The organism is Mesorhizobium sp. L103C119B0, assembly GCF_000502235.1.
Taxonomy (GTDB): Bacteria; Pseudomonadota; Alphaproteobacteria; order Rhizobiales; family Rhizobiaceae; genus Mesorhizobium.
The window spans coordinates 106428-130455 of record NZ_AYXE01000004.1 but is presented as its reverse complement, the minus strand read 5'-3'; the positions used below and the strand labels follow the sequence as shown (position 1 = coordinate 130455).

The window sequence follows — 24028 nt, the reverse complement described above, 5'->3', positions numbered from 1 at the left end:
AGGCCCGTTGAGAGTATGCAACCTGCCACAGCATAAAGTGAAAGGCCCGTCACCGCCAGACCATGGCAGGCGATTTCTTTCGGCGTCGACCGACCGCAGGGTGCAAGTAGCACGCGCTTCACGAGCAGGTATGTGACAAGTCTCACAGTTCGCTGTTTGGGGAATGCCTGGTGCCGGCGGCTGCGCGCCTATTCCTTGAAGAGCAGTTCCTTGTCGTTCGAATATTTCACCAGCAGCGGAATACTGGCGCCGCCGATAACGGGGCCGAGATGGCCAAACGTCCCCTCGATGACGGAGAACGGCTCGGGGCGATCGACAAGGATCCGTGCCAGCTTTCTGCGCATGGCCTTGGCGATCTCCTTGCGCACGCCATTCGGTATGGCGCCGTCGATCACCACATTGTCGATGTCGAGCAAGGCAACGGCACTGCGGGCGGCATAGGCAAGCCCGTCCGAAACCTCATCGATCCACGCGGTGAGCGGCTCTCCAAGGCCGCCCCAGTCGTCGGGCGACGACCAGATGCGGCCGGCGCCCTCGTCCCCATTGTCCTGGTCGTTGAGCTTGCCGGCCAGCGAATGCAGCGAAGCGACGCGCAGCAACGGGGTCATCCGGTCGCCCTTGCGCCCCGGCGCGGGCACCGGCATGTCGCCCAGCGCCCCGGCCAGCTTGTTGCGGCCGGGGAACAAGTGATGATCGAGCACCAGGCCGCCGCCGATGAAGTGCCCGACATAGGCATAGAGAAAGTCGGCGCGCGATCCGCCGGCGCCAAACATCAGTTCGGCCGCGGCCGACACCGTGGCGTCGTTGTAGAGGAACACCGGCCAGTCGAACGCCCGGTCCAGTTCGGCGCGAATGTCGATTTCCCTCCAGGCATCCAGCCTGCTCGCCGGCACCGCGCCCTCTTCGCTCAGGTTCCACTGATGGAATGGCGAGGCGATGCCAAGACCGGCGATGCGGTCTTTTTCTATCGATCTGTGCTTGCGGCACATGCGCGCGATGGCGCCCTTGGTGAATTTCATCACCTCGACGGGCGTCGGATAGTCGAACAGTGTGCGTTCGAACGCCATCACGTCGCCGACGAAATTGACCAGGGCGACGTCGGCGCTGCGATGGTCGACCTTGAGGCCGAAGGCATAGGCGGCTTTCGGGTTCAACGCATAGGGAACCGAGGGTTGCCCCAGCCGTCCGCGCAAAGGCTCCAGGCGCAGCAGCAGCTTGTTGTCGGCGGCGCGGTTGACGATGGTGGTGATGGTTTGCGCGGCCAGCCCGGTCAGCCGCGTCAAATCGGTCTTAGCCAGCTGCCCGTGCCGGCGGATGAGCGAGACGATCAGGCGTTCGTTGTAGATGCGGCTCTCGGCCTGCGTGGTTCCGCCGCTGCGGCCCTCGGCGATCTTTTCGAGACTGAAGAAGCTGGTGCCGGTCACGCTTTCCCCTGCGCAAGGAGGTTGGCCGCAAGGCGAGCCGATCAAAGCGCTGACGTAGCAATGCGGGCACGGCAAGGCAACACTTAAATCCACCCGATGGAAAAATGTAGTTGACGCCGGCCGGCCTGCTGTCGTTCAAAGTATGCAAGCCTGGAGGAGCAATGCCGTGACGCAGACCCGGACAATCATGTGCTTTGGCGATTCCAATACCTATGGCGCCATTCCCACCCTGGCCCGGGTCGGACGGCACCGCTTCACGCCCGACCGGCGCTGGCCGGGCATCATGCGCCGCCAGCTCGGCAGCGGATGGGATGTGATCGAAGAAGGGCAGGGCGGGCGCACCACCGTGCACGACGATCCGATCGAAGGTCTCCACAAGAACGGGCTCAAATCGCTCCCGGTGTGCCTGGAAACGCATATGCCGCTCGACCTCGTCATCCTCATGCTCGGCACCAACGATCTCAAGCATAGGTTCTCGGTAACGCCGAATGATGTCGCTGATTCCATTGAGCTTTTAGCCAGAATTGTCCTGCGCAGCGAAGCTGGCGCCGCAGGCGTGGCGCCCGCGGTCCTGATTGTTGCGCCGCCGCCGATGCTGGAGGTCGACTGGTTCGGCCAGATGTTTCTGGGCGGCGCCGCAAAGTCGATGCACTTTGCCGGCCTGTTCCGTGATGCCGCCCGGCGCGCCGGCGCCGCGTTCTTCAACGCCGGCGACGTCGTCGAGTCGAGCGCGGTAGACGGCATTCACCTCGACAGCGACGCGCATCGCGTGCTCGGCACGGAGTTGGCCAAAGCCGTCCAGTCGCTGATCGGCAAGGCGTGATCGCGTGGGCGAGCCACCCGACTATCTCTGATTAATTAATTCCACTGGAAAAACTTTTGACTTGAGAGCGGGAAGGTGGGCATCTGGGGAGACTGGGAAGAGTAGCGACCGCGAGGCTTACGAAGCGCGGCAACAATCAACGACAGGGAGGAAGTAAAATGCGATCTGACAGGAACATGATGCTGGCGACGCTGCTCGGCGTTGCCGGTGTGCTCGCGGGCGGTACCATTCTGGCAAGCGCGCAGGACGGCCCGGCCGGGCTCACCAAGCCGGCGGTATTTGCGCCGTTCGACCCGAAGGCGCCGGCCTGCAGCCCACCGCCCGGCCTGAGCAAGGTGCTGGCCTTCGCGCAGGACAACGAGCGTGAATTCATGCAGGGTGTCGACCGCGGCCTGGCCGCCGCCGCCAAGGATCGCGGCCTGGAATATCGCCGCGCGCTTGCCAACAATGACGCCGCCAAGGGGGTCGAGCAGGTGCAATTGTTTCTCGCCTCCAAGATCGGCGGTCTGGTCGCAGCCCCCGTGGACCCGGCCTCGATGAGCCGCAGCCTGCAGGAGCTTATCTGGTCGGGCGCCTATGTCGGCACCATCGTGCCGCCGCCGGCCACGTCGCTGCTCAACGCGCCGCAATACGAGACCGGCAAGGTGCTGGCCGAAGCGGCCGCGGCCTACATCAAGGACAAGCTCGGCGGCAAGGCCAATGTCGTCATCCTGTCGCATGACAGCATGGAATTCCTGGCGCCGCGCTTTGCCGCCATGCGCGACATCTTCAAGGCCATGCCAGGCGTCACCATCGTCGCCGACATTTCGCCCAATCCCGTCAACAAGGAAGGCGGTTTTGCCACGATGAGCACCATTCTCCAGGCCCATCCCGACGTCGATGTCGTGCTCGGCGCCGACACGGTCGTGCTCGGCGCGCTCGCTGCCCTGGAAGCGGCGGGCAAGGCGCGGCCGGACCAGTTCCTCGGCGGCATCGACGGCGAGCCGGAGGCGGTCGCCGCGATCAAGAAAGGCGGCGGTCCCTACAAGGCAAGCATCAGCCTGGCGTCGCCGGTCTTCGCTTATGCCATGGGCCAGCACGCCGCCGACTGGCTGGAGGGCAAGAGCATCCCGCAGGCGATGGATATCCTCCCCGTGGCGCTGACCAGCGACTACATGGCCCAATACGAGGCCGACGTGGCCGATCCGGCCGCGGTCTACAAGGACCCGAAGCGCCGCGACATCTATCTCAGGATGTACGGCAACATCTGCTACGATACGCGCGACCAGTATGTGAATTTCCCCTGGTCGTCCGAGGCAAAGTAGCGCCCGTTTTTCCCGCGATACGGGCGGGTTCAGCCTGACCTGAAACCGCCCGCTTCAGCAGAGGCAAGCATGAGCACAGACAGCCTTCGAACGGGGACGACACCGCTGCAAACGGGCCGGTTTTCATCCTTGCTGCCGGGCGTCAAGGCACCGGGCGAAGCGTCTGGCCGCATCGGGCTGGCGCTGGTCGCGCTGGGCTTGATCGTCGCCTTCTCGCTGTCGAACAAATCGTTCTTCAGCCTCGACAATTTCGTCGTCATTGGCGTCAACTCGACCTCGATCCTGATCGCCGTGCTCGGCACCTCCGCGCTGCTGATCGCCGGCTATGTCGACCTCTCCATCGGCAGCATGGTCGCCTTGATCGGCATCATCACTGCCAAGGTTGCGGTGGCGACGCAGAGCGCGCCGCTGGCAATCTGCGTCGGCCTGGGTCTCGGCCTTTTGCTCGGTCTGCTCAACGGTCTGCTGGTGCGCAGGCTGAGCATCTCGCCGTTGATCGTCACGCTGGCGATGCTGGCGCTCTATGGCGGCCTTGCCTTCGTCGTCTCCAGCACCGCGGTCTATGGTTTTCCCGAGGCTCTGCTCGAATTGGGGCGGGGCAAGATCTTCGGCATCCAGTACACCGTGATCATCGCCGCATCTGTCTTTGTCATCGGAGCCTTTGTCTTGACCAGCACGGTCACCGGCTTGAGGCTCTACGCCATAGGCGGCGACCCGCGCGCAGCCGAACTCTGCGGCATTCCGGTGGGGCGCACGGTGGTTGGCCTCTACGCCGCCAATGGCTTGCTGATCGGCCTGGTCTCGGTTCTGATCGCCGGTCGTCTCGGCAGCATCACGCCGACCATCGGCGTTCGCTTCGAGCTCGACGTGCTCACCGCCGCGATCCTTGGCGGCGTCGCTTTTTCCGGCGGCTCCGGCCGGCCGCTCGGCATCGCCATCGGCGTTGCCACCATCGGCATCCTCAATGCAGGACTGATCTTCGTCGGCCTGCAATCATGGTGGCAATCCATTTCGGTGGGAAGCATGCTGTTGCTGGCGCTGGTGGCCGACCAGGCTGCGATCGGTTTTCGCGGCCGGCGCGCTCGGGCCGCCGCGACCAATTTCACGGTGGCGGACAATGGTGCCGTCGCCTCGGCCGGCCCTGCCGTGACGGCGGGCAATGCAGAAGCCCCGCAAGGTCCGGCATTCTCGATTGCCGGCGCCCGCAAATCCTACGGCGCGCTGACGGCATTGGAAGAGGCGAGTTTCACGGTCGGCAAAGGCGAGATCGTCTGTCTGCTCGGCGACAATGGCGCCGGCAAGTCGACGCTGGTGAAGATTATTTCGGGCGCCATCCGGCCCGATGCCGGCGCGATGACCCTCGAGGGCCAGCCGATTTCCTTCAGGAGCCCGCAGGATGCACGCGGCGCCGGCCTGGAGACCGTCTATCAGGATTTGGCGCTCTGCCCGAACCTCAGCGTCGCCCACAATATGATCCTCGGGCGTGAGGAAACGCGGCGTTGGCTCGGTGTCTTCCCGGTTCGCGACGACCGAAAGGCCGCCGAGCAGTGTCGTGCCCGGCTTGCCGCGCTGGGCGTCACGCTTCGCGACGAAAACGTTCTGGTGCGCTCGCTGTCGGGCGGCCAGCGGCAGTCCATCGCCATTGCCCGCGCGCTTGCGGATCACGTCAAGCTGATCTGCCTCGACGAGCCTACCGCCGCGCTCGGCGTCAAGCAGACCGCGCAGGTCGTCAAGCTGATCCGTTCGATCGCCGTCAGCGGCACCGGCGTCATCCTGGTCACGCACGACCTGTCCACAGTGCGGGCGCTGGCCGACAGGATCGTGGTGCTCAGCCTCGGCCGGGTGGCCTACGACGGCTCGGCCAGACAGCTGACGGCCGATCAGCTGTGGGGCCTGATGGCAAGCGGGACGCTCGCGCCGGCCGCTGGGTAGGAATGCCGATCGCAGGGTCTAAAGCTCGAGGCAGATCTTGCCGAAATGCCTTTGCGCTTCGTAATGCCTGAAGGCGGCGGCGATATCCTGCAGTGGAAAGCTGCTGTCGATGACGGGCTTCAGGCGGTTGATCTCTATGGCACGGATCATGTCCTGCTGGTCGGCTTTGCTGCCGATGGAAATTCCGCTGATGCGGATCTGGTTCGAAAACAGCGCCGGGATCGAAACTTCTGCTGCAAAGCCGGTCAGGACGCCGATGAGTGCGATATGCCCGCCTGTTCGGCAGGCCGCTATCGACTGCGCCAGCGTCGCCGGTCCGCCGACCTCGATCACATGATCGACGCCGCGTCCGTCCGTCAGTTCCTTGGCCCTGCCGCCCCACTCCGGCACCGCCTTGTAGTTGATGACGCTGTCGGCCCCGAGTCGTCTGAGCTTCTCCAGCTTCTCTTCATCGGACGACGTGGCGATGACCCTTGCGCCGGCGGCCTTGGCAAATTGAAGCGCAAACAATGACACGCTGCCGGTGCCAAGGATCAGCACCGTGTCGCCGGGCTTTACCTTGCCGCATGTCACCAGGCCGCGCCAGGCGGTGACGCCCGTGCAGGTCAGCGTTGCCGCCTCGAGATGCGTATAGCCCGCCGGCGCCTTGGCGAAGGCCTGCGCCGGCATGCACACATACTCGCTGGCGAAGCCGTCGAAACTGTCTCCGGGAATGTCGCGGCTTGTATCGGATCTCATGTCGCCGGCCAGCCACCAGGGGTAGAAAACACTGACGACGCTGTCGCCCGGCTTGAACGTGTCGACACCGTCACCGATCGCGATCACCTCGCCGGCGCCATCCGACAGCGGCACGCGGCCGTCGGCGAGCGGCACCTTGCCCTGTACGGCGAAATCGTCGCGCATGTTCAGCGCGCAGGCGCGAATCCTGACCAGCATTTCTCCCGGCCCAGGCCGGGGCTGATCCTCCTCGACCAGGTCGAGCTTGTCCAACCCGCCCGGCGCTCTCAGCCTGACCAGCTTCATAGTCTCTCTCCGACGTAAAGAGCGTTAGCATGGCGGCGGCGGTCCAGCCTATCGCCGGACCGGCCGGCCGGAAATCACGCGCAGCCAAGGCGCCAGATGGACGGCGCTCATCAAGAGATACATCAGCGGCATGCCGGTGAGCGGGGAGGCATCGGCCCCCAGGCACGACATGGCGCCGTCGCCAGCGTGAATGCAGGTAAGCAGCGCCATCACGGCGAAAACAGGGGCCGCGGCGAGGCACAGCCAGTCGGCGGTGCGGAGAGAAACTGCATCGGAGCGTTGAGGGACCTCACTGCCGGTGCCTGTGCCGATATCGCTCATGGTCGTAATCCCTTGATGATCAATGCCCGGGTTTCCTGTCCCGTGAGGGACAGGAAACCAAGCTGGATGGGCGCCGCTCCAGGTCCTTACTTGCCGTCCTTGTTGCGGAACGCGGCTTCGCCGGCCGCCGACACTTCCTCCCACGTCTTGTCGGGTGCGGCGTCGTAATTGTCGTGCCAGTTCCACCAGCTGTAGAGCTCGGTCTGCGGATAGCCTTCGGGCGAATCCTCCCAGATTTCCTGGCGGCCGAGCGGCGTTGCGTCGAGGTAGCTCCAGACTGTGCCCATCTGCTCGTCGCCGCGGTTGTTGATGAAGTAGGTGCGATACACTTTCTTGCCGTCCTGGATGAACACGTTGTGGCCGTGCCATTCGTCGACGCCGAAATCCTTGTCGAAACTGTCGGTGATTGTGTACCAGGGCATCTCCCAACCCATCCGCTGCTTCAAGCTGGCAATGTCGGCCTGCGGCGCGCGGGAGGCATAGGCAAGCGTGGTGTTGCGGGCGTTCAGATGGGCGAGATGGCCGACCTGGTCGGCGCCGAGCGAACAGCCGCGGCAGGCATGTTCGGGCCAGCCGTGGACGCCGGGTTCGTAGAAGGCGCGGTAGACGATCAACTGCCGCCGGCCCTCGAACAAATCGAGCAGGCTCGCTTTGCCGTTGGGACCCTCAAACACATAAGCCTTGTCTACTTCCATCCATGGCATGCGCCGGCGCTCGGCCGACAGCGCGTCCCTGGCGCGCATCGTTGCCTTTTCCTTCACCAGCATCTTTTCGCGCTCGGCTTCCCATTCCTGCCTTGAAACGACCGGTGGGGTCTTCATTGCCACGTGCTTGGTCATTGCTTGTTTCCTTTGCCAATTGTTGAGCCGTTGTGGCTTGTCGTTGCCTGTTGATCGTGAGGCAGGCTAGGGCCGCGAGGCGGCGAGGGCGGAGTTACAAATGTGACGGCATTTGCAGGCGGGCCACCGCAGCAGGGGTGGCGAGGCCGCACGGTGGGCTCGAGGTCCTCGGAAGCAGGCATGGTCGGTTTTTCCTTATTGAGAAGCTTAACGCGACTGTCTGAGATGCTCAGGCTAGCGAATGCGAATATTGCCGTCAACGCAGGCCTGGGCGTCTTCAACCAGTCCAGATGGCTAGGTCGCCGTCCGCAGCTTGCTGCTTGGCGGTGGTGACTTAAGTTAGGGCCGGTAAGGGGAGCGGTGGGAGTTACAAATGTGACGGGATTTGCATGGACTCGCTGATCACCGCGGCAGGGCTGGCGCTGGCGGCGGGCAACCCGCTGGCGGCACTCGACCGCGTCGCCTTGCGCGAGGATGCCCCGGCGCTGGCGTTGCGCGGCATTGCCATGGCGCAGCTCGGCGATCTCGACCGCGCCAAAGTACTGTTGCGTAGGGCCGGCCGTGCCTTCGGTCCAAAGGAGGCGGTGGCGCGCGCCAGATGCGTTGTCGCCGAAGCCGAGATCGCGCTTGTTTCGCGTGATCTCGGCTGGCCATCCAAGGCGCTCGACGCGGCGCGGTCGACATTGGAAAAGCATGGCGACCGGCTGAACGCGGCGCATGCCGGGCATCTCAAGGTGCGCCGCCTGCTTCTGATCGGCCGCCTCGACGAGGCTGAAGACGTGCTGGTTGGGCTCGATCCGTCGCCGCTTCCGCCGGCCTCACGCGCTGCGCATGAACTCGCGGTTGCCGGCATCGCCATGCGGCGCCTGAAGACGAAGGCCGCGCGCGCAGCCCTTGAGTGGGCGCGCTATGCCGCCCGCCGGGCCGGCATTCCGGGTCTTATGGCGGAGGTCGACAGCGCCTTCCTGGCACTGGAGACGCCGGCGGCGCGGCTGATCGCAGGCGGCGAGGAGCGCCCGCTGCTGCTCAAGGAGGTCGAGGCACTGCAGGCGTCGCCGGCCTTGGTCGTCGATACGTTCCGCTATATCGTGCACAAGCAGGAAACAACGATATCCCTGGCAACGCGCCCGGTGCTGTTTGCGCTGGCGCGCGCGCTTGCCGAAGCCTGGCCGGCGGATGTGCCGAGGGCGACGCTGATTGCCCGCGCCTTTGGCGGCCGGCATGCCGATGAATCGCATCGCGCCAGGCTGCGGGTCGAGATCGGCCGCCTGCGCGCCGAATTGCGGCCGCTGGCGGGCATCGGCGCGACCAGCCAGGGCTTTGCGCTAAAGCCGCGCGAAGCAGGCTCCGTGGCGGTGCTGGCGCGGCCGATCGAGGAGCGGCACGCCGCGGTGCTGGCCTTCCTGGCCGATGGTGAATCCTGGGCCAGCTCGGCGTTGGCGCTGGCGCTGGGCGCCGGACAGCGCAGCGTACAGCGGGCGCTCGAGCAGTTGGCCGAGACCGGCAAAGTGCAGTCCTTCGGCCACGGCCGGGCGCGGCGCTGGATGACGCCACCGGTCGCTGGTTTCACGACCACCTTGTTACTCCCGTCGCCGCTGCCGAACGGCTAGGAAAGGTGACCATGATCGAGGACCAGGACATGAAACATTCAGCAGCGGAAATCCTGCGCGAATACGGGCCCTTTCCTGATGTCGACACCGTGCACGGCGTGAGCTTCGACGGACAGAATGTCTGGTTTGCGACGGGCGAGCGGCTGACCGCCTTCGATCCGGCAAGCGGTGAGACGCTGCGCTCGATCGATGTCGCCGCCCATGCCGGCACCGCCTATGACGGCCGACATCTGTTTCAGCTCGCCGGGGACCGCATCCAGAAGATCGACCCGGATACCGGCAAGGTGCTCTCCACCATCCCGGCGCCCGGCGGCGGCCGCGATTCCGGCATGACCTGGGCCGAGGGCACGCTCTGGGTGGGGCAAAACCGGGAGCGCAAGATCCACCAGATCGATCCCGAGACCGGGAAAATCCTGCGCACCATCGACTCAAACCGCTTCGTCACCGGAGTGACCTGGGTCGATGGCGAGCTCTGGCACGGCACCTGGGAAGGCGACCAGAGCGATGTCCGGCGCGTCGATCCGCAAACTGGCAAGGTGCTGGAACGGCTCGACATGCCGGCGGGGATGGGCGTTTCCGGGCTCGAATCCGACGGCGGCGACCGCTTCTTTTGCGGCAGCGGCCCCGGCGGCATGGTGCGATCGGTGCGTCGGCCGAAGTAAGGCCGTCAAGTATTGGGCCGGCAGCGTATTTCCTACGGTCATCCCGCCGAGATCATATCCCGGAGCCGTCGAGCAGCGGGACGTCTTCGCCTTGCCACGGACTTGGCATTGAAGCCCGGCTCAGATTGGCCGTCGGCAGCGGCATCCAGCATTTTAACTCCGGTTCGGGGTATTCGATCACCCGTCCTGGCGACGAATCGGAAGAGCGCCAGCCCTCCGTGCCGAACTGGTCGGCGCGCGACCAGTAAGCGAGGTCGACCTCGGCCGGCCCCTGTTCCGATGGCCTGACCGTGACCAGGATGCGGCTGCCGTCCTTGGGCGCGCTCGCCATGTGCCGCCAGCGATCGGGTTCGTCCATTCTCATGTCCTCCTGCACGTTGCAGGGATAGTCGCCGCGCGCTTGGCAGCGGTCAACCCGAACTTTGCCCAAGCACGAGATCTGTTTAGTACTCCCGCGCCGTCGGCCGAAACAAGATCTGGTTCATGTCGACCTCGTCGGGCTGGCTCACGGCGAACGCCCCCATGGCGAAAGAGTCCGGATGCCGGGCCGCAACAGGAAAATCGAAACCGGCATGTGAACGGGCTCACATGCCGCCACTGCAAGGAACGCTATGGGACGTCCGGCCATGACAGGGGTTTCGGATGACACTTGCTGATCTGTCTTTTTATCTTTTCACTATTTTCAATGGCTTGCGGGTGGTGTCCTACCTGCCGCAGATCATGCGGGTGGCCCGGGACAGGCACGGGGCGTCGGCGATTTCCTACGCGACCTGGCTGTTGTGGACAGGCGCCAACGCCACGACGGGACTCTACGCCCACATCAATCTGAACGATCCCGCTCTGGCGGCGATCAACTGGCTGAACGCCGTATGCTGCGTGCTGGTCATCGCGCTCACCGCCTACAAGCGCCATCGCGCACGGCTTCCGGTTGAGGAAGCCGCAAGCCGGTCGGAAGCGACCGCTCTGATGGTCGACAATGTCTGCTGAAGATCACCGCGGCAGATTGCGCTTTTCGAGGCCGCTCTCAGACATGCACGGTGCCATGCGAAAGCTCGCCCTCGTCGCGTGAGATGAGGAAAGCGGCTGCGAGTAGGCCGACATAGAACAGCCCGACCATGCACACGACATAGATGCCTGGAACCGGGCCGAGCTGCGCCACGCGCGCGGCGTCGCGAAATGACGCGCCCAAGCCTATCGGCGACCCTTCGCGCTGCAGACTGGGCGTCGTGATCTTCAGCACCCACGCCAGCATCAGGATCGTGTACATGAAAATGTAGTTGCGGCGCAGCCGGCGCACCAACGCCGCGCGTTGCGAGATCAGGAAGCGCGGCGAACGCAGGCCTTCGCCGACGATGGCCAGCCAGTTGGAGGCGTAGTCGGGCTGCGGCGAGAAGATCTGCGCGAAATAATAGCGCTCGAACTGGCGCACCCTGGCCCGGTAGACGTCGAAGAAACGATAGCGCCGCGCCTCGATCCATAGCAGCAGCGTGGTCAGCAGCATGGCAAAGAGCAGCACCCCGTGATGGGCGCTGGGCGTCGAGAGTGAGACTGAGAGCATGGCGGCGACGACAGTAATCGCCCAGTTGCTGGTACGGTCCAGCCGGTCGCGCCAGCCGGCCATGCGGGCTATTTCGGCGCGGTGGAAATGCGACATGGTGGCCACGAATTCCGATGAGGTGAGCTTCAGCGCGAACGCATCAGAGGCCCGCGGCGCTGCAGCCGCTTCGTCGGTTTTCACGGTCTTGACCTGGGACATCCCTTGCCACGCGCCTCCCAACGCCATGGCCGGCCGAAACGACGCCGGTCATCCCCATCCGCGCAACGCGCAATCGGTTGAAAATGTTCCGTCGCCGGCCCGGGTCTCGGCGGTTTATCCGCAGTCAGATAGGCCCGTTATGCGATTCAGGTAAGGAGGAACCTGCGGCGCGCCAAGGGAGCGTGGCGTGCAACCGATCTCGCCCTCAAAACGTTATACCGGGCACAATGAGGGGGTGCATGTCCTTCGTGGTCAACCGGCGCCGGTCGGTCGCGCTTGCCGCGGCAGCTTTCGCATTCATGCCTGCCGCATCGTTGGCAGCCGAAAAGACCGGCATGTCCAGCGAGGGCATTTTCGTTCTCGAAATCCTCCTTCTGCTTCTCGTCGGCCGCGGCATCGGCGAGTTGCTGGAGCGTCTCGGCCAGCCGGCGGTGATGGGTCAGCTCATCGGCGGCATCCTGCTCGGGCCATCGCTGCTCGGCTGGCTATTGCCGGAAGCAGAACGCGTGATCTTTTCAGGCGACGCCACCCAAAAGAGCATGATCAGCGCCATCGCCCAGCTCGGCGTGTTGATGCTTCTGTTGCTCACCGGGATGGAGACGGATCTGCGGCTGGTGCGCAGGGTCGGCCGTGCGTGCTTTTCCATCTCCGCCGCGGGCGTCGCCGTGCCTTTCGCGCTCGGCTTCACCGCCGCGCAGTTCATGCCGGCCTCGCTGCTGGCCGACGGAACCGAGCGCATTGTCGCCGGTCTCTTCCTCGGCACGGCGCTGTCGATCTCCTCGGTCAAGATCGTCGCCATGGTGGTGCGCGAGATGAACTTCATGCGCCGCGATCTCGGTCAGACCATCGTCTCGTCGGCCATCATCGAGGACACGATCGGCTGGGTGATCATCGCCATCACCATCGGCATCGCCACCAAGGGGCGCATCGAGCTCGGCAGCCTTGCCTTCACCATTGTCGGCGTCGCCGCCTTCATGGGGCTTTCCTTCACGATTGGCCGCCGCATCGTCTTCGACGCCATCCGCTGGACCAACGATACGTTCCGCAGCGAATACGCCGTCGTCACCGTCATTCTCGCCATCATGGGCGCAATGGCGCTGATCACCGATCTGATCGGCGTCCACACCGTGCTCGGCGCCTTCGTCGCCGGCATACTGGTTGGGGAATCGCCGATCCTGTCGCGTCATATCGAAGGGCAATTGCGCGGCGTCATCATGGCGCTGTTCATGCCGGTTTTCTTCGGCGTCGCCGGCCTTTCGGCGGATCTCACCGTGCTTGTCGACCACGAGCTTGCGCTACTCACGGCCGCTTTGGTGCTGATCGCCAGCTTCGGCAAATTCGCCGGCGCCTTCATCGGCGCCGAGCTTGCCGGCATGAGCCGCAAGGAAGGCATCGCCGTCGGTTGCGGCATGAACGCGCGCGGCTCGACCGAAGTCATCGTCGCCTCGATTGGCCTGTCGATCGGCGTTCTGTCGCACAATCTTTTCACCATGATCGTGACCATGGCCGTCATCACCACGCTCGCCATGCCGCCGACCTTGCGTTGGGCACTCGGCCGCTTGCCGATGGGCGAGAACGAGAAGAAGCGTCTGGAGCGCGAGGAGATCGACCAACGCGGCTTCATCGCCAATCTGGAACGACTGCTGGTGGTGACCGATGAGGGCGTTGTCGGCCGCTTTGCTGCTTACCTCGCCGGAGTCGTGGGCGCCGGCAGGCCGACGACGGTGCTGCATGCCCGAGGCGAGGGGGAGGAGGCCGAGCCCGGCACGGATGCGAAGCTCGAGCCGATCGAAAAGGGTGCCGAGGACAGCCGCGAGGCCGCCAGGAGTTCGGACGAGGAGCTGGCCCATGCGGCGCCTGTCACGCGGCGCCGCGAGGCCGAGCTTTCGGCCGAAACGGTTGCCAAGGAGGCGCGCAAAGGCTATGGGCTGCTGCTGATCGGGCTCGGCCGCGCGGTCACGTCGAAAGGTGGGTTTGCCCGCCGCATCAACGAGATCGCCGGCGCCTTCGAGGGCCCGCTATGCCTGGTGCTGAAGGCGACCGGCGCCGGCCGCCAGATGCCAAGGCTAGGACCTGAAGGCGGGAAGATTCTGGTTCCGGTCAACGGCACCGCGATCGCCCGCCGGGGTGCCGAAATGGCACTGGCGATTGCAGCGGTCACGGGTGCGCGGGTCAAGATACTTTATGTCGCGCGCGTCGCCCGCGACGAACCGCGCGACACTGTCTCGCATCGCCGCAGGGAGGCGGTGCTGAAGGATACCGTCGCACTAGCCGACCGCTATGGCGTCGAGATCGAGACGGCCATCCGCAGCCGGGCCGCCGCCGCCGATGCCATTGCCCGCCAGGCCGGCAGGGGGGCGGCGCTGATCGTCATGGGCGTGGCGCGGCGCCCTGGCGAGGAACTCTTCTTCGGCGAGACGACCACCGGCGTGCTGCAGCGCTGCCAATGCCCGGTGGTGCTGATCTCGGACGCCAGGCTCAGCCGCGACGACGAGGGCAGAGAAGAGCTGCGCTCGGGAACGGGGACAGGGTGATGAGTATTTCCCCTCGAGGGGAAATTTCGCTCATGCCGCCTGCAGCCTCTCTCGGCCGGGCTGCGGCGGGAAGGCGATGGCGATGCCGGCAGCACCGAGGCCGATCAGCGCCGAGCCGATGAACAGCCAGGAATAGCTGGCATAGGCGTCGAAGATCATGCCGCCGGCGAGCGGGCCGAACGACATGCCGAGGCTGGACAACAGGGTCGCGGCGCCAAGTATCGTGCCGATGATGCGTGGCCCGAAATAGTCGCGCGCCAGAACCGCATAGAGCGGCATGACGCCGCCATATGTGGCGCCGAAGATGATCGCCAGGAGATAGAACTGCTCGAGATTGCCGACGGCGAGATAGGCGGCGATCACCACCGCCTGGATGGCGAGGCCCACGATCAGCACCGGCTTGGCGCCCAGCCTGTCGCCGAGCACGCCGTAGAGCACGCGCCCGCCAAGGCCGGCAAGGCCCTCGACGCTGTAGATCGACACGGCTGCCATCGGCGCCACGCCGCACGACATGGCATAGCTCACCATGTGGAAGATCGGCCCCGAATGCGCCGCGCAACAGGCGAAGAAGGTCATGCCCAGCACCAGGAATTGCGGCGAGCGCAACGCCTGGCCGACTGACATGCCGGGGGCCGCGGCAGGTGCGGGCGCGCTGCCATCCGCTGCCGCGACCGCCGCCGACGGCTGGAGCACCAGGAAGACGGCCGGCAGCAACAGCACCCAAGCCATGATCCCGATGTCGAACATGGCGGTACGCCAGTCATAGGCCGTGATCAGCCAGCGTGCGAAGGGCGAAATGGTCATCGGCGCCACGCCCATGCCGGCCGAGACCAGCGACACGGCCAGGCTGCGATGGGTCTCGAACCAGGCGGTGGTCAGCGCGATCATCGGCGCGAAGAAGGCGCTGGCCGCCAGCCCGACGATGACGCCATAGCTCAGCTGGAAGACCAGCAGCGATTGGGCTCGGCTTGCCACCACCAGCGACAGACCGAGCAGCACCGCGCCGGCAAAAACCACCGGGCGGGCGCCGACACGGTCATAGATGGCGCCCCAGGCGAAACCGCCTGCGCCCATCACCAAGAAATTCAGCGTCATGGCGCTGGAAATGCCGGTTCGCGACCAGTTGGTGTCGAGCGCCATCGGCTCGAGAAAGATCGCCAGCGAAAACATCGCGCCGAGCGCCACACAGGTCATCAGCGCGCCGCACGCGACGATCACCCAACGGTAGGAACTGTTCATGCTCTTCTCCCGAGATCGGTTTCGATGCGGCGCCACTCGCTCCAGCTCCGTTGCGCCGCTTGCGTCCGAAGGACGTTGGCGGGATTTCGAATCCGACAATCCGGTTGCATTTTTTATCCGGTCTGCGTGGAAGTCCATCCGGATATGACAAAAGCAGGGGCGTAAGGCTGCCAAGCGCGCCGACAAGATAGACTGCCGAATTGACGAGCCGCTCCGCGGCACTAGCTTTGTGGTCTCGCGACGGGAGATATCGCTCATGGAACTGCATCGCGGCCGCCTCATCGACCACGTCCAGCTGGTGGTCAGGGACCTCAAGGCGAGCCGGCGCTTCTATGAAGCCGTCTTCAAGGTGCTCGGCATTCCGATCGGCGGCGAGGCCGAGGACTATTTCTGGGCCGACGAGCTGTTCATCTCAAGCCTCGACAGCCGGGCGGCGAGGGGACAGCTGACCGGGCGCCATCATCTGGCCTTCCAGGCCAGGGACAAGGCCATGGTCGATGCGTTCTACAAGGCTGGCCTCGATGCCGGCGGGGCCGACAATGGCGCGCCGGGTGAGCGGCCCTACCACCCCGGCTACTACGCCGCCTTCCTGCTCGACCCCGACGGCAACAACATCGAGGCGGTGTTTCACGGGCCGGCAAAGCGAAGTGCCGCTTCGGTCGAGATCAATTTCTAGCGCAGGTTCACGAGGAGCGGGTTGCGGTGATCCGTCCGGAGTTCTCGCAAAAACAAAGAGTTGAAGCGGTCCACGGATTCAATCTCTGAACTGCTTCACATTGCCGGCGCGTAGCGGTTCACCACCATTCCGCAGGCATAGGCTTTAGAGCCGAGCAGGCGCAATTTCAGGAAGCCGCCACAGTCGAAAATCCGCTCGCCGTCGCCCAGCGCGGCCGGATTGATGAACAGCTGGAACTCATCGACCAGTCCCGCTGCAATCAGCGCCGAGGCAAAGCCGGCGCCGCCGAATACCGCCATGTCGCCTTCACCTTCAGCTTTCAGCGCCTTGACCTCGCGCGGCAGGTCGCCGCTGGCAAGCGTCGTGCGCTCCCACCGCGATGCCGCGAGCTTGTCGCTCAGCACCACCTTGCGCGCCTCGACGATGCGCTGCGCAAAGGCGTAGAAGGGATCGCGCGGATAGTTTTTTGCCGCATTGCCCCAATGGGTTAGATAGCCTTCTTCGGCCATCTTGCGGCTGAGCAGAATGGTATCGATGCCGGCGAACACCGCGTTGAAATCCTGCTTCAAGTCGTCGTCCCACGGGCAGTTGGCGCCCCATTCCCAGAGCTGCCAGTGCTCATCGCCGGCCGCGCCGACAAAACCGTCGACCGACATCTGCATCTGCAGGATCAGTTTTCTCATCGTTGTTCTCCTGATTGAGCTCTGGTGTCACCAGCGCCAGGTCAGGCGGCGTTGGTGATCGCTTTACTTTCGGAACCATTGACACGAGAGAAAAATGATGTCAATAGTAAAGTGATTTAGAAATGGAAGCATTGAGAATGTCGACCAGGGAAAGATCCGGCTGCCCCATCAGCCTGTCGCTCGAATTGCTCGGTGACCGCTGGACGCTGCTGATCATCCGCGACATGATTTTCGCGGGAAAAAGGCACTTCCGGGAGTTTCTGCTATCAGGCGAAGGCATCTCGTCGCGCACGCTGGCCGAGCGGCTGCAGACCTTGCAGGATGAGGGCATTGTCACCAGAAGCGACGACCCCACGCACAAGCTCAAGGCGATCTATAAGCTGACCGAGGCGGGCATCGACCTGTTGCCGGTGCTGGCGACGCTCGGCGCCTGGGGCAGCAAATACCGCAACGCCGATGACAAGCTGGCAAGGATCGCCGATGAACTGGCGACGGGCGGCGAGGCAGGCCTGGAGCAGATAAAGAAGAAGCTGCGCGCCGAGCATATCGGCTAGGGAGCAACGCCAGCCCTCCCGTCGGGCCGATGGCGGGCTACATCGACACGACGTCGCGCAGCCTCACCCTTCCCATCCCGCAAATCGCTGTGGCCGGAGCCATGTCTGCTTCGGATTGCCATCGCCCGAACCACGGCCTCTTCCAGCCAGCGCGCGATGGCGGGGGCGGCATGCATGCCGATCGGCCCATGCCGCCATGCACGTAGAGCTCTTCGACCGCGGTGCGGCCGGCGACAGGCAGCCCGTCCGACAGCATGGGCGATTGCCGGGATAGACATTCGTCACCGGGGGTGAGCCGAGACCGGACAGGATGCGCAGCGTGCGCGCCGCGATGCGAAGGCGTCTCGGCGCTAGCGCGCCGATCCACCTTCTCCAACAAGGGGAGAAGGTGAGGCGCGCCTTGTCCCGCCTGCGCTTCTACGCGTAGCCTAAGGAGCTAGCGGGAGGAGAATCGCTTGGACACCACTGTCGTTATTGTCGGCGCCGGGCCCGCCGGCCTTGCGGTCGGTGCCTGCCTGAAGCGGGCAGGAGTGGATTTCATCCTGCTCGAAAAATCGCAGGAGATCGCGCCCGCCTGGCGGCGGCACTATCGGCGGCTGCATCTGCATACGGTCAAGTCGTTCTCGTCGCTGCCGTTCCTGCCCTTTCCCAAAAATTATCCGCGCTACGTGCCGCGCGAAATGGTGGTCCGCTATCTCGACGACTACGCGGAAAAATTCGATCTGCGCCCGCGCTTCGGCGTGACGGTGAAAGCCATTCGCCTCGGGGACGGCGGTTTTCTGGTCGAGACAGGATCGGACAACATCAAGGCGCGCCATGTCGTCATCGCCAGCGGTAACAATGCCGAGCCGATCGTCCCCCGGCTCCCTGCTATCGAGGCTTTCAAGGGCGAGGTGCTGCACAGCGCCGACTATACGCAAGCGGCGCCCTTTGCCGGCCGCTCGGTGCTGATCGTCGGCATGGGCAACACCGGCGCCGAGATCGCGCTCGACTTGGCGGAAAGTGGCGCGCGTCCGACCATTTCGGTGCGCAAGGGCGTCCACATCGTGCCGCGCCAGCTGTTCGGCGTGCCGATCCAGATGGTCGGCATCGCCAGCCGGCCGATGCCGCAGGCGCTGAACGACTGGATGTTCCCGATCATCCTCGATTTCGCGCTGGGCAAGCTCGAGAAATACGGCATCGTCAGGCCGAAGCAGGGCATCCTGCAGCAGATCGACGAAGTCGGCCGCATCCCGGTCATCGACGTCGGCACGGTCGACGCCATCACCAAAGGCGCCATCAAGATCGCACCCGACATAGCGGGCTTCACCGAGCGCGGCGCTGCGTTCACCGACGGCAGGCAGGAAAATTTCGACGCCGTCATCCTCGCCACCGGCTATCGCCCGGGCTACGAAAAGTTTCTGCCCGTGGAATTGCAGCCGGAGCGCAGTGGCGTCAACGCCCGCGCCTCTCAACTCGGCCTCTACCTCGTCGGCTTCTACAATCCGGTCACCGGTCTGCTACGAGAAATCGGCAGGGAGGCGAAGGCGGTGGCGGCCGACATTGCGCGGCGGCGGTAAAAGGGGAGATCGGCTATCCATCACAGCCGCGCCGCATCGCCCTCATCCAGCAGCCATCGCCGCACGGCTTGCGTCGGTTCTGGGTGCCGTTGCTTGCGCGGCATCACGACATAGAAATCGTGCGTCCCACGCATCTCCGCGTTGATCGGCTGCACCAGCCGGCCGGCGGCAATGTCGGCGGATACGAGAAACCGGCTGGCCAGCGCGATGCCCTGGCCGGCAATGGCGGCGTCGATCGCGAGGCCTGTCTGGTTGAAGCGCATGCGTTTGGCCTCGGCGGCCATCCTCAGGCCGAGCGCCTTTTCCATGAATTCCGGCCATAGATTGTGCGCGTCGTGCAGCAGGACGTGGTGCTGGATGTCGGTCGGCGCGATCTCGTTCGCGCCGGTCGGCAGCAGGGCAGGGCTGCAGATGGCGACGATCTGCTGTGGAAACAAAAGATCCACCATCAGGCCGGCGCCGAAGGGCAGGCGGCCTTGCCTGACCGCAATGTCGACGCCGTCGGCCTGAAAACTCGACAGGCTTTCGCTGGCCAGGATTCGCAAATCGACCAGCGGGTTGTGGGCGACGAACTCCGGCAGTTTGGGGATCAGCCATTTGGTGGCAAAGCTCGGCGTGACGCTGATCGTCAGCCGCGCCGGTTCGGGCCGCAGCAGCAAGGTGGCCTCCGAGATCAGCTCGAAGGCGCGGCGGATGTTGGGCATATAGGCGCGGCCCTCATCGGTCAGCGCCAGGCCGCGCGGCAGCCGGTCGAAGAGTTTTGTGCCGAGATCGGCCTCCAGCCCGCGTATATGCTGCGCCACCGCCCCTTGCGTCACGTTCAGCTCTTCGGCGGCGATGCGGAAGTTGAGATGACGCGCGGCGGCTTCGAAGGCACGCAGCGCATTCAATGGTGGCAGGCTCAGGAAGGCTTCAGGCATGCAGGAGTTTTTCTACAGCTTGATTTCAGGCTTTCTGGTTCGAACCAGATGGCAACACCGCTTATAGCATTGCTCGAAGGTCGGAAACATGGGCTTCAGAGTCCCGCCAACCCGTGCGAAGGAAAATCAAGATGAATGTAGAAAAAGTGGCAGTGGTCGTCGCCGGTGGCAGCGGCATGGGTGCGGCGGCGGCCAAGCGGCTGGCGGCGGACGGGTTCAAGGTCGCGATCCTGTCGTCCTCAGGTAAGGGCGAGGCCTTGGCGAAAGAGCTTGGTGGCCTCGGCGTCACCGGCTCCAACCAGTCGAATGACGATCTGCAGCGGCTCGCCGACCTCACGCTCGAGCGCTACGGCCGCATCGACGTGCTGGTCAACAGCGGCGGCCACGGGCCACGCGCGCCGATCCTCGAAATCACCGACGAGCAGTGGCACACCGGTCTCGACGTCTATCTGATGAACGTCATCCGGCCGGTGCGCATCGTGGCGCCGCAGATGGTCAAGCAGAGGGCCGGCGCCATCATCAACATCTCGACCGCCTGGGTGGTCGAGCCGAGCCCGATGTTCCCGACATCCGCCGTGTTCCGCGCCGGTCTTGCCGCCTACACCAAGATCTTCGCCAACACCTACGCCGCCGACAATGTGCGCATGAACAATGTGCTGCCCGGCTGGATCGACAGCCTGCCGGCCACCGAGGAGCGCCGCGACAGCGTGCCGATGCAGCGCTACGGCACCTCGGAGGAAATTGCCGCGACCATCGCCTTCCTCGCTTCCGAAGGTGCGGGCTACATCACCGGCCAGAACATCCGCGTCGACGGCGGCATCATCGGCGCGATCTGACCGCGCGGTCGCCTCGCGTGAGCCGGCGCGTCACTCCTTCACCGCGCCGGTCATCGACGAGACATAGTGCTCGACGAAGAACGAATAGAGCACCACCACCGGCAGCGAGCCGATCAGCGCTCCCGCCATCAGCGCCCCCCATTCGTAGACGTCGGAGCGCACCAACTCGGTCAGCACACCCACCGGCACGGTCTTGTTTTCCGAGGACTGGATGAATGTCAGCGCGTAGATGAACTCGTTCCATGACAGGGTGAAGGCGAATATGCCGGCGGAGATCAGGCCGGGCACCGACAGCGGCAGCACGATCTTGGTGAGGATCTGCCACCGGCTCGCTCCGTCTATCAGCGCGCATTCTTCCAGTTCGAACGGGATGGAGCGGAAGTAACCCATCAACAGCCACGTGCAGAACGGCACCAGGAAGGTCGGATAGGTAAGGATGAGCGCGAAGGGCGTGTCGTAGAGCCTGAGGTTGAACACCATCACCGACAGCGGAATGAACAGGATCGAGGGCGGCACCAGATAGGCGAGGAAGATGCCGAGGCCGACCTGCCGCGCCCCGGAAAAGCGCAACCGCTCGATCGCATAGGCGGCGAACACCGACGCCAGCAGCGACAGGAACGTAGCGGCGGTCGAGATGATGATCGTGTTGAGCAGCCAGCCCGGATAGGAGGTCTCGAACAGGAGATAGCGGATGTGCTCCAATGTCGGATGCACCACCCAGAACGGATTGAACTGCGCATAGTCGGTCATTTCGAGATTGGGTTTAACCGCCGTGATCGTCATCCAGTAAAACGGAAACAAAAGCACGAAGACGAACACCAGCAGCGGCAGATAGACCGTCACCACGCGGCGCGGCAGGCTCTGCAGGTAGCCCATGCCGCCTTCGTCGATATCCCCACGTTTCGCCTTCCTTGTCGCGGCCGTCTTGACCATGTCAGTCTCCGCCGCCTTGTTGCCATTTGCGGCGTTGCAGGCCGAAATAGCTGAACAGGATCGCCGCCAGCAGGAACGGGATCATGGCCACCGCGATGGCCGCGCCTTCGCCAAGCTGGCCGCCGGAAATGCCGCGCTGGAAAGACAATGTCGCCATCAGATGCGTGGCATTCACCGGTCCGCCGCGGGTCAGCACGTAGATCAGCTGGAAATCGGTGAAGGTGAAAAGCACCGAGAAGGTCATGGTGATGGCGATGATCGGCGTCAGCAGCGGCAGCGTCACATAGCGAAACAACTGCCAGCGACTGGCGCCGTCGAGCGTGGCCGCCTCGTAGAGCGACTGCGGAATGGTCTGCAGGCCGGCGAGCAGCGTGATGGCGACGAAAGGAATGCCGCGCCAGACGTTGGCGGCGATAACCGAAGCGCGCGCATTCTCCGGATCGCCGAGGAAGTTGATGCGGTGGTCGATCAGGCCCATTTGCTGCAGCGCCCAGGACAGGATGGAGAACTGCGAATCGTAGATCCACCAGAAGGCGATGGCTGACAGTACAGTGGGCACCACCCAGGGCAGCAGGACTATCGCGCGGAAGAACGATTTGAACGGCAGGTTTTCATTGAGGATGAGCGCCAGCCACAGGCCGAGCACGAACTTCAGAATCGAGGCGCTGACCGTGTAGAGCAGCGTGTTGAAGACGGAGAGCCAGAAGACGTTGTCATTCCAAAGGTACTGATAATTCTCGACGCCGATGAAGATGCCGGGGCGGCCGATCCGGGCATCGGTGAAGCCGAGCCAGACGCCCAGCCCGAGCGGATAGGTCAGGAAGACCAGCAGCAGCGCCGCCGCCGGCAGCATGAAGCCGAAGCCCAGCGCGTTGCGGCTTTCGGAGATCCGCGAAAGCATCGACGGACGCGGCTGGGCGGCAACGGACGGCACGGCCATGGAGGGCTCCTCATCGGGGAATCAGGTCACGGCGTCAACGGCCGCCATGGGATTGTGCGACGGGCCGGGCAGCGCACTAGACGCTGCCCGGCGGTGCCGTGATCAAACGCGGTAGTAGCGGTTGGCGCGCTTCTCCGCCTCCTCCATCGCCTCCTGCGGCGTCGCCTGGCCGGTCACCGCCTTGGCAAACATGTCGACCAGGACATAGTCGGCCATGGTCGCCGCCGAGGCATAGCCGAGCGGCCCGGCATAGCCGTTGGGGCGCAGCGTCGCCGAGGCCTTGGCATAGGCGGCATTGTTCGGGTCGGCCGTCCACACTGGATTGTTGTCGAAGGCCTTCAGCGTCTGGCAGCAATAGCCCGCCGAGGAGGTGATCCAGTCGGTCATCTGCGGATCCTCGAACATGAACTGCAGATAGGCCTTGGCCGCATTGGGGTAGGGCGTGTAGTTGAAGATGACGGCGGTGGTCACCTGGAACAGTTCGACCGATTTCCCGACGGGACCGATCGGCAGGTTGGTGGTGCGGATGTCCTTGGCGATCTCAGCCAGCTTCGGATCGTTGTCCTTGTTGATCGTGGCCGTATTGTAGGCGGAAATGCCGTTGGCGATGACGCCGAGTTCGCCGGCCAGGAAGGCGCGGTTGTTATTGACGTCCAGCCAGCTTTCGGTCCCGGGAATGAAGGTCTTGTAGAGTTCCTGCGCGTATCCGATCGCCTTTAGCGTCTCGGGGCTGTTGATCGCCACCTTGCCGCTCTCGTCGACCATCTGGCCGCCATGGCTCCACAGCAGCCAGTGCGCGTAATTGTTGCCGTCGCCGACGCCGTGGCCGTGCGTGAAGCCGGCCGGATGTCCCTTCGCCTGCAACGCCTTGCAAAGCTCGAGGAAGCCTGCCGTATCCTTCGGAAATTCGGAGAAGCCGGCCTCCTTCACCCAGCTTTCGCGATAGACGATGGCATTGCCGATCGTGGCCAGCGGCAGGCCGACGAACTTGCCGTCCCGCGTCGCATATTGCTTTGGTCCGTCGTGCCAGCCGCCATATTTCGAGCCCAGATACTCGCCGAGCTCGGTCACGTCGTGCAGCTTGTCGGGATATTGATGCGGGTCGTCGAACCAGACGAACATGAGGTCCGGGCCGGAACCGACATTGGCGGCGACCGCTGCCTTGGGGCGAATGTCCTCCCAGCTTTCCTTGTCGACACGAACCTCGACACCTGTCGCCTCGGTGAAGCGCTTGGTGTTGGCCAGCCATTGATCCTCATCGCCCTTGACGAAGGGCGACCAGCGCAGCAGCCGCAGCTTTGCGCCTTCCTCGGGCTTGTATTTCAAGCCCTCCTGGGCAAAAGCCGGCGAGCCGACGAACCGGCTTCCCAGAGCTCCCGCTGCGGCACCTGCGGTCGTGCGGATTACATCGCGTCTCGTGAATTTCATGGTCGTCTCCTCCGGTTTATCTTCCTTGCTAT

General features: G+C 64.3%; 23 protein-coding genes. 11 read left to right on the top strand and 12 right to left on the bottom strand.

The annotated features are described in order from the left end of the window. Window positions 1–188: 188 nt before the first annotated feature. Window positions 189–1424, bottom strand: a complete 1236-nt coding sequence (locus tag X728_RS158115) for an ROK family protein (RefSeq protein ID WP_023831066.1) — start codon at window positions 1422–1424, stop codon at window positions 189–191. Window positions 1425–1590: 166 nt separating this feature from the next. Between X728_RS158115 and X728_RS158120 the strand changes: the two genes are divergently transcribed. The 3 genes from X728_RS158120 to X728_RS1000000167745 all read left to right on the top strand — a co-directional run bounded on the left by X728_RS158120 (window position 1591) and on the right by X728_RS1000000167745 (window position 5483). Then, window positions 1591–2247: an SGNH/GDSL hydrolase family protein gene (locus X728_RS158120; protein WP_023831065.1), complete on the top strand. Its 657-nt coding sequence runs from the start codon at window positions 1591–1593 to the stop codon at window positions 2245–2247. A gap of 158 nt (window positions 2248–2405) precedes the next feature. Further along, the gene (locus X728_RS158125; RefSeq protein WP_032895848.1) at window positions 2406–3551 is read left to right on the top strand and encodes a sugar ABC transporter substrate-binding protein; all 1146 of its coding nucleotides are present in this window, start codon (window positions 2406–2408) and stop codon (window positions 3549–3551) included. Window positions 3552–3620: 69 nt separating this feature from the next. Beyond that, on the top strand, window positions 3621–5483 hold the full coding sequence (locus X728_RS1000000167745; RefSeq protein ID WP_081732354.1) for an ATP-binding cassette domain-containing protein: 1863 nt from the start codon (window positions 3621–3623) through the stop codon (window positions 5481–5483). An 18-nt stretch (window positions 5484–5501) separates the two neighbouring features. On the opposite strand, the gene X728_RS158130 is transcribed toward X728_RS1000000167745, so the two are convergent. The 3 genes from X728_RS158130 to X728_RS158140 all read right to left on the bottom strand — a co-directional run bounded on the left by X728_RS158130 (window position 5502) and on the right by X728_RS158140 (window position 7666). Then, the gene (locus X728_RS158130; protein ID WP_023831063.1) at window positions 5502–6506 is read right to left on the bottom strand and encodes an NAD(P)-dependent alcohol dehydrogenase; all 1005 of its coding nucleotides are present in this window, start codon (window positions 6504–6506) and stop codon (window positions 5502–5504) included. A 48-nt stretch (window positions 6507–6554) separates the two neighbouring features. Then, a complete protein-coding gene (locus tag X728_RS158135) occupies window positions 6555–6827 on the bottom strand; it encodes a hypothetical protein (protein ID WP_023727050.1) in 273 nt (90 codons plus the stop codon). A gap of 86 nt (window positions 6828–6913) precedes the next feature. Further along, entirely contained in the window at window positions 6914–7666 is a 753-nt protein-coding gene (locus tag X728_RS158140) for a thioredoxin family protein (RefSeq protein ID WP_023695474.1), read from the bottom strand. A 389-nt stretch (window positions 7667–8055) separates the two neighbouring features. Here X728_RS158140 and X728_RS158145 point away from each other — a divergent pair, with 389 nt between their 5' ends. Together X728_RS158145 and X728_RS158150 are read left to right on the top strand one after the other, a co-directional pair. Next, window positions 8056–9276, top strand: coding sequence for a hypothetical protein (locus X728_RS158145; protein WP_023831062.1), 1221 nt, complete (start codon window positions 8056–8058; stop codon window positions 9274–9276). Window positions 9277–9305: 29 nt separating this feature from the next. Next, window positions 9306–9938: a glutaminyl-peptide cyclotransferase gene (locus X728_RS158150; RefSeq protein WP_023831061.1), complete on the top strand. Its 633-nt coding sequence runs from the start codon at window positions 9306–9308 to the stop codon at window positions 9936–9938. A gap of 52 nt (window positions 9939–9990) precedes the next feature. Here the strand turns inward: X728_RS158150 and X728_RS158155 are convergent, their stop codons facing one another. After that, window positions 9991–10296 carry a hypothetical protein gene (locus X728_RS158155; RefSeq protein WP_023689804.1) on the bottom strand — a complete coding sequence of 102 codons (306 nt, stop codon included), beginning with the start codon at window positions 10294–10296 and terminating at the stop codon, window positions 9991–9993. A gap of 284 nt (window positions 10297–10580) precedes the next feature. Between X728_RS158155 and X728_RS158160 the strand changes: the two genes are divergently transcribed. After that, window positions 10581–10925, top strand: coding sequence for a PQ-loop domain-containing transporter (locus X728_RS158160; RefSeq protein ID WP_023827255.1), 345 nt, complete (start codon window positions 10581–10583; stop codon window positions 10923–10925). Between the two features lie 37 nt (window positions 10926–10962). Here the strand turns inward: X728_RS158160 and X728_RS158165 are convergent, their stop codons facing one another. Beyond that, complete coding sequence (locus tag X728_RS158165; protein WP_023831060.1) at window positions 10963–11694, bottom strand: DUF2270 domain-containing protein; 732 nt, start codon at window positions 11692–11694, stop codon at window positions 10963–10965. Window positions 11695–11933: 239 nt separating this feature from the next. Between X728_RS158165 and X728_RS158170 the strand changes: the two genes are divergently transcribed. After that, window positions 11934–14228, top strand: coding sequence for a cation:proton antiporter (locus X728_RS158170; protein WP_023831059.1), 2295 nt, complete (start codon window positions 11934–11936; stop codon window positions 14226–14228). Between the two features lie 30 nt (window positions 14229–14258). Here X728_RS158170 and X728_RS158175 read toward each other — a convergent pair whose 3' ends face one another. Further along, entirely contained in the window at window positions 14259–15467 is a 1209-nt protein-coding gene (locus X728_RS158175) for an MFS transporter (protein WP_023735437.1), read from the bottom strand. Between the two features lie 247 nt (window positions 15468–15714). On the opposite strand from X728_RS158175, the gene X728_RS158180 reads away from it, so the two are divergent. After that, window positions 15715–16143 carry a VOC family protein gene (locus X728_RS158180; RefSeq protein ID WP_155922514.1) on the top strand — a complete coding sequence of 143 codons (429 nt, stop codon included), beginning with the start codon at window positions 15715–15717 and terminating at the stop codon, window positions 16141–16143. Between the two features lie 95 nt (window positions 16144–16238). Here the strand turns inward: X728_RS158180 and X728_RS158185 are convergent, their stop codons facing one another. Then, window positions 16239–16826 (bottom strand): dihydrofolate reductase family protein, encoded by a 588-nt coding sequence (locus tag X728_RS158185; protein ID WP_023673464.1) that lies wholly within the window; start codon window positions 16824–16826, stop codon window positions 16239–16241. A gap of 137 nt (window positions 16827–16963) precedes the next feature. Here X728_RS158185 and X728_RS158190 point away from each other — a divergent pair, with 137 nt between their 5' ends. Beyond that, window positions 16964–17380, top strand: coding sequence for a helix-turn-helix domain-containing protein (locus X728_RS158190; RefSeq protein WP_023673465.1), 417 nt, complete (start codon window positions 16964–16966; stop codon window positions 17378–17380). A gap of 455 nt (window positions 17381–17835) precedes the next feature. After that, on the top strand, window positions 17836–18939 hold the full coding sequence (locus tag X728_RS158200) for an NAD(P)/FAD-dependent oxidoreductase (RefSeq protein ID WP_023708708.1): 1104 nt from the start codon (window positions 17836–17838) through the stop codon (window positions 18937–18939). Window positions 18940–18959: 20 nt separating this feature from the next. Here X728_RS158200 and gcvA read toward each other — a convergent pair whose 3' ends face one another. Next, a complete protein-coding gene (gene gcvA / locus X728_RS158205; RefSeq protein ID WP_023733984.1) occupies window positions 18960–19859 on the bottom strand; it encodes a transcriptional regulator GcvA in 900 nt (299 codons plus the stop codon). Between the two features lie 131 nt (window positions 19860–19990). Here gcvA and X728_RS158210 point away from each other — a divergent pair, with 131 nt between their 5' ends. Further along, window positions 19991–20695, top strand: coding sequence for an SDR family oxidoreductase (locus X728_RS158210; RefSeq protein WP_023705118.1), 705 nt, complete (start codon window positions 19991–19993; stop codon window positions 20693–20695). 30 nt (window positions 20696–20725) lie between these two features. Here X728_RS158210 and X728_RS158215 read toward each other — a convergent pair whose 3' ends face one another. The 3 genes from X728_RS158215 to X728_RS158225 all read right to left on the bottom strand — a co-directional run bounded on the left by X728_RS158215 (window position 20726) and on the right by X728_RS158225 (window position 23996). After that, a complete protein-coding gene (locus tag X728_RS158215) occupies window positions 20726–21628 on the bottom strand; it encodes a carbohydrate ABC transporter permease (protein WP_023831057.1) in 903 nt (300 codons plus the stop codon). Between the two features lies 1 nt (window position 21629). Then, window positions 21630–22568, bottom strand: a complete 939-nt coding sequence (locus X728_RS158220; protein WP_023673470.1) for a sugar ABC transporter permease — start codon at window positions 22566–22568, stop codon at window positions 21630–21632. A gap of 102 nt (window positions 22569–22670) precedes the next feature. Beyond that, complete coding sequence (locus tag X728_RS158225; protein WP_023831056.1) at window positions 22671–23996, bottom strand: ABC transporter substrate-binding protein; 1326 nt, start codon at window positions 23994–23996, stop codon at window positions 22671–22673. Between the last annotated feature and the right edge of the window lie 32 nt (window positions 23997–24028).

What these genes read in the sequence shown, in the direction of transcription:
- X728_RS158175 (WP_023735437.1), bottom strand. Translation starts at nt 15,467, where the DNA reads ATGAACAGTTCCTACCGTTGGGTGATCGTCGCGTGCGGCGCGCTGATG.
- X728_RS158210 (WP_023705118.1), top strand. Translation starts at nt 19,991, where the DNA reads ATGAATGTAGAAAAAGTGGCAGTGGTCGTCGCCGGTGGCAGCGGCATG.
- X728_RS158155 (WP_023689804.1), bottom strand. Translation starts at nt 10,296, where the DNA reads ATGGACGAACCCGATCGCTGGCGGCACATGGCGAGCGCGCCCAAGGAC.
- X728_RS158225 (WP_023831056.1), bottom strand. Translation starts at nt 23,996, where the DNA reads ATGAAATTCACGAGACGCGATGTAATCCGCACGACCGCAGGTGCCGCA.
- X728_RS158170 (WP_023831059.1), top strand. Translation starts at nt 11,934, where the DNA reads ATGTCCTTCGTGGTCAACCGGCGCCGGTCGGTCGCGCTTGCCGCGGCA.
- X728_RS1000000167745 (WP_081732354.1), top strand. Translation starts at nt 3,621, where the DNA reads ATGAGCACAGACAGCCTTCGAACGGGGACGACACCGCTGCAAACGGGC.
- X728_RS158160 (WP_023827255.1), top strand. Translation starts at nt 10,581, where the DNA reads ATGACACTTGCTGATCTGTCTTTTTATCTTTTCACTATTTTCAATGGC.
- X728_RS158215 (WP_023831057.1), bottom strand. Translation starts at nt 21,628, where the DNA reads ATGGTCAAGACGGCCGCGACAAGGAAGGCGAAACGTGGGGATATCGAC.
- X728_RS158220 (WP_023673470.1), bottom strand. Translation starts at nt 22,568, where the DNA reads ATGGCCGTGCCGTCCGTTGCCGCCCAGCCGCGTCCGTCGATGCTTTCG.
- X728_RS158185 (WP_023673464.1), bottom strand. Translation starts at nt 16,826, where the DNA reads ATGAGAAAACTGATCCTGCAGATGCAGATGTCGGTCGACGGTTTTGTC.
- X728_RS158125 (WP_032895848.1), top strand. Translation starts at nt 2,406, where the DNA reads ATGCGATCTGACAGGAACATGATGCTGGCGACGCTGCTCGGCGTTGCC.
- X728_RS158145 (WP_023831062.1), top strand. Translation starts at nt 8,056, where the DNA reads ATGGACTCGCTGATCACCGCGGCAGGGCTGGCGCTGGCGGCGGGCAAC.
- X728_RS158165 (WP_023831060.1), bottom strand. Translation starts at nt 11,694, where the DNA reads ATGTCCCAGGTCAAGACCGTGAAAACCGACGAAGCGGCTGCAGCGCCG.
- X728_RS158130 (WP_023831063.1), bottom strand. Translation starts at nt 6,506, where the DNA reads ATGAAGCTGGTCAGGCTGAGAGCGCCGGGCGGGTTGGACAAGCTCGAC.
- X728_RS158150 (WP_023831061.1), top strand. Translation starts at nt 9,306, where the DNA reads ATGAAACATTCAGCAGCGGAAATCCTGCGCGAATACGGGCCCTTTCCT.
- X728_RS158190 (WP_023673465.1), top strand. Translation starts at nt 16,964, where the DNA reads ATGTCGACCAGGGAAAGATCCGGCTGCCCCATCAGCCTGTCGCTCGAA.
- X728_RS158140 (WP_023695474.1), bottom strand. Translation starts at nt 7,666, where the DNA reads ATGACCAAGCACGTGGCAATGAAGACCCCACCGGTCGTTTCAAGGCAG.
- gcvA (WP_023733984.1), bottom strand. Translation starts at nt 19,859, where the DNA reads ATGCCTGAAGCCTTCCTGAGCCTGCCACCATTGAATGCGCTGCGTGCC.
- X728_RS158135 (WP_023727050.1), bottom strand. Translation starts at nt 6,827, where the DNA reads ATGAGCGATATCGGCACAGGCACCGGCAGTGAGGTCCCTCAACGCTCC.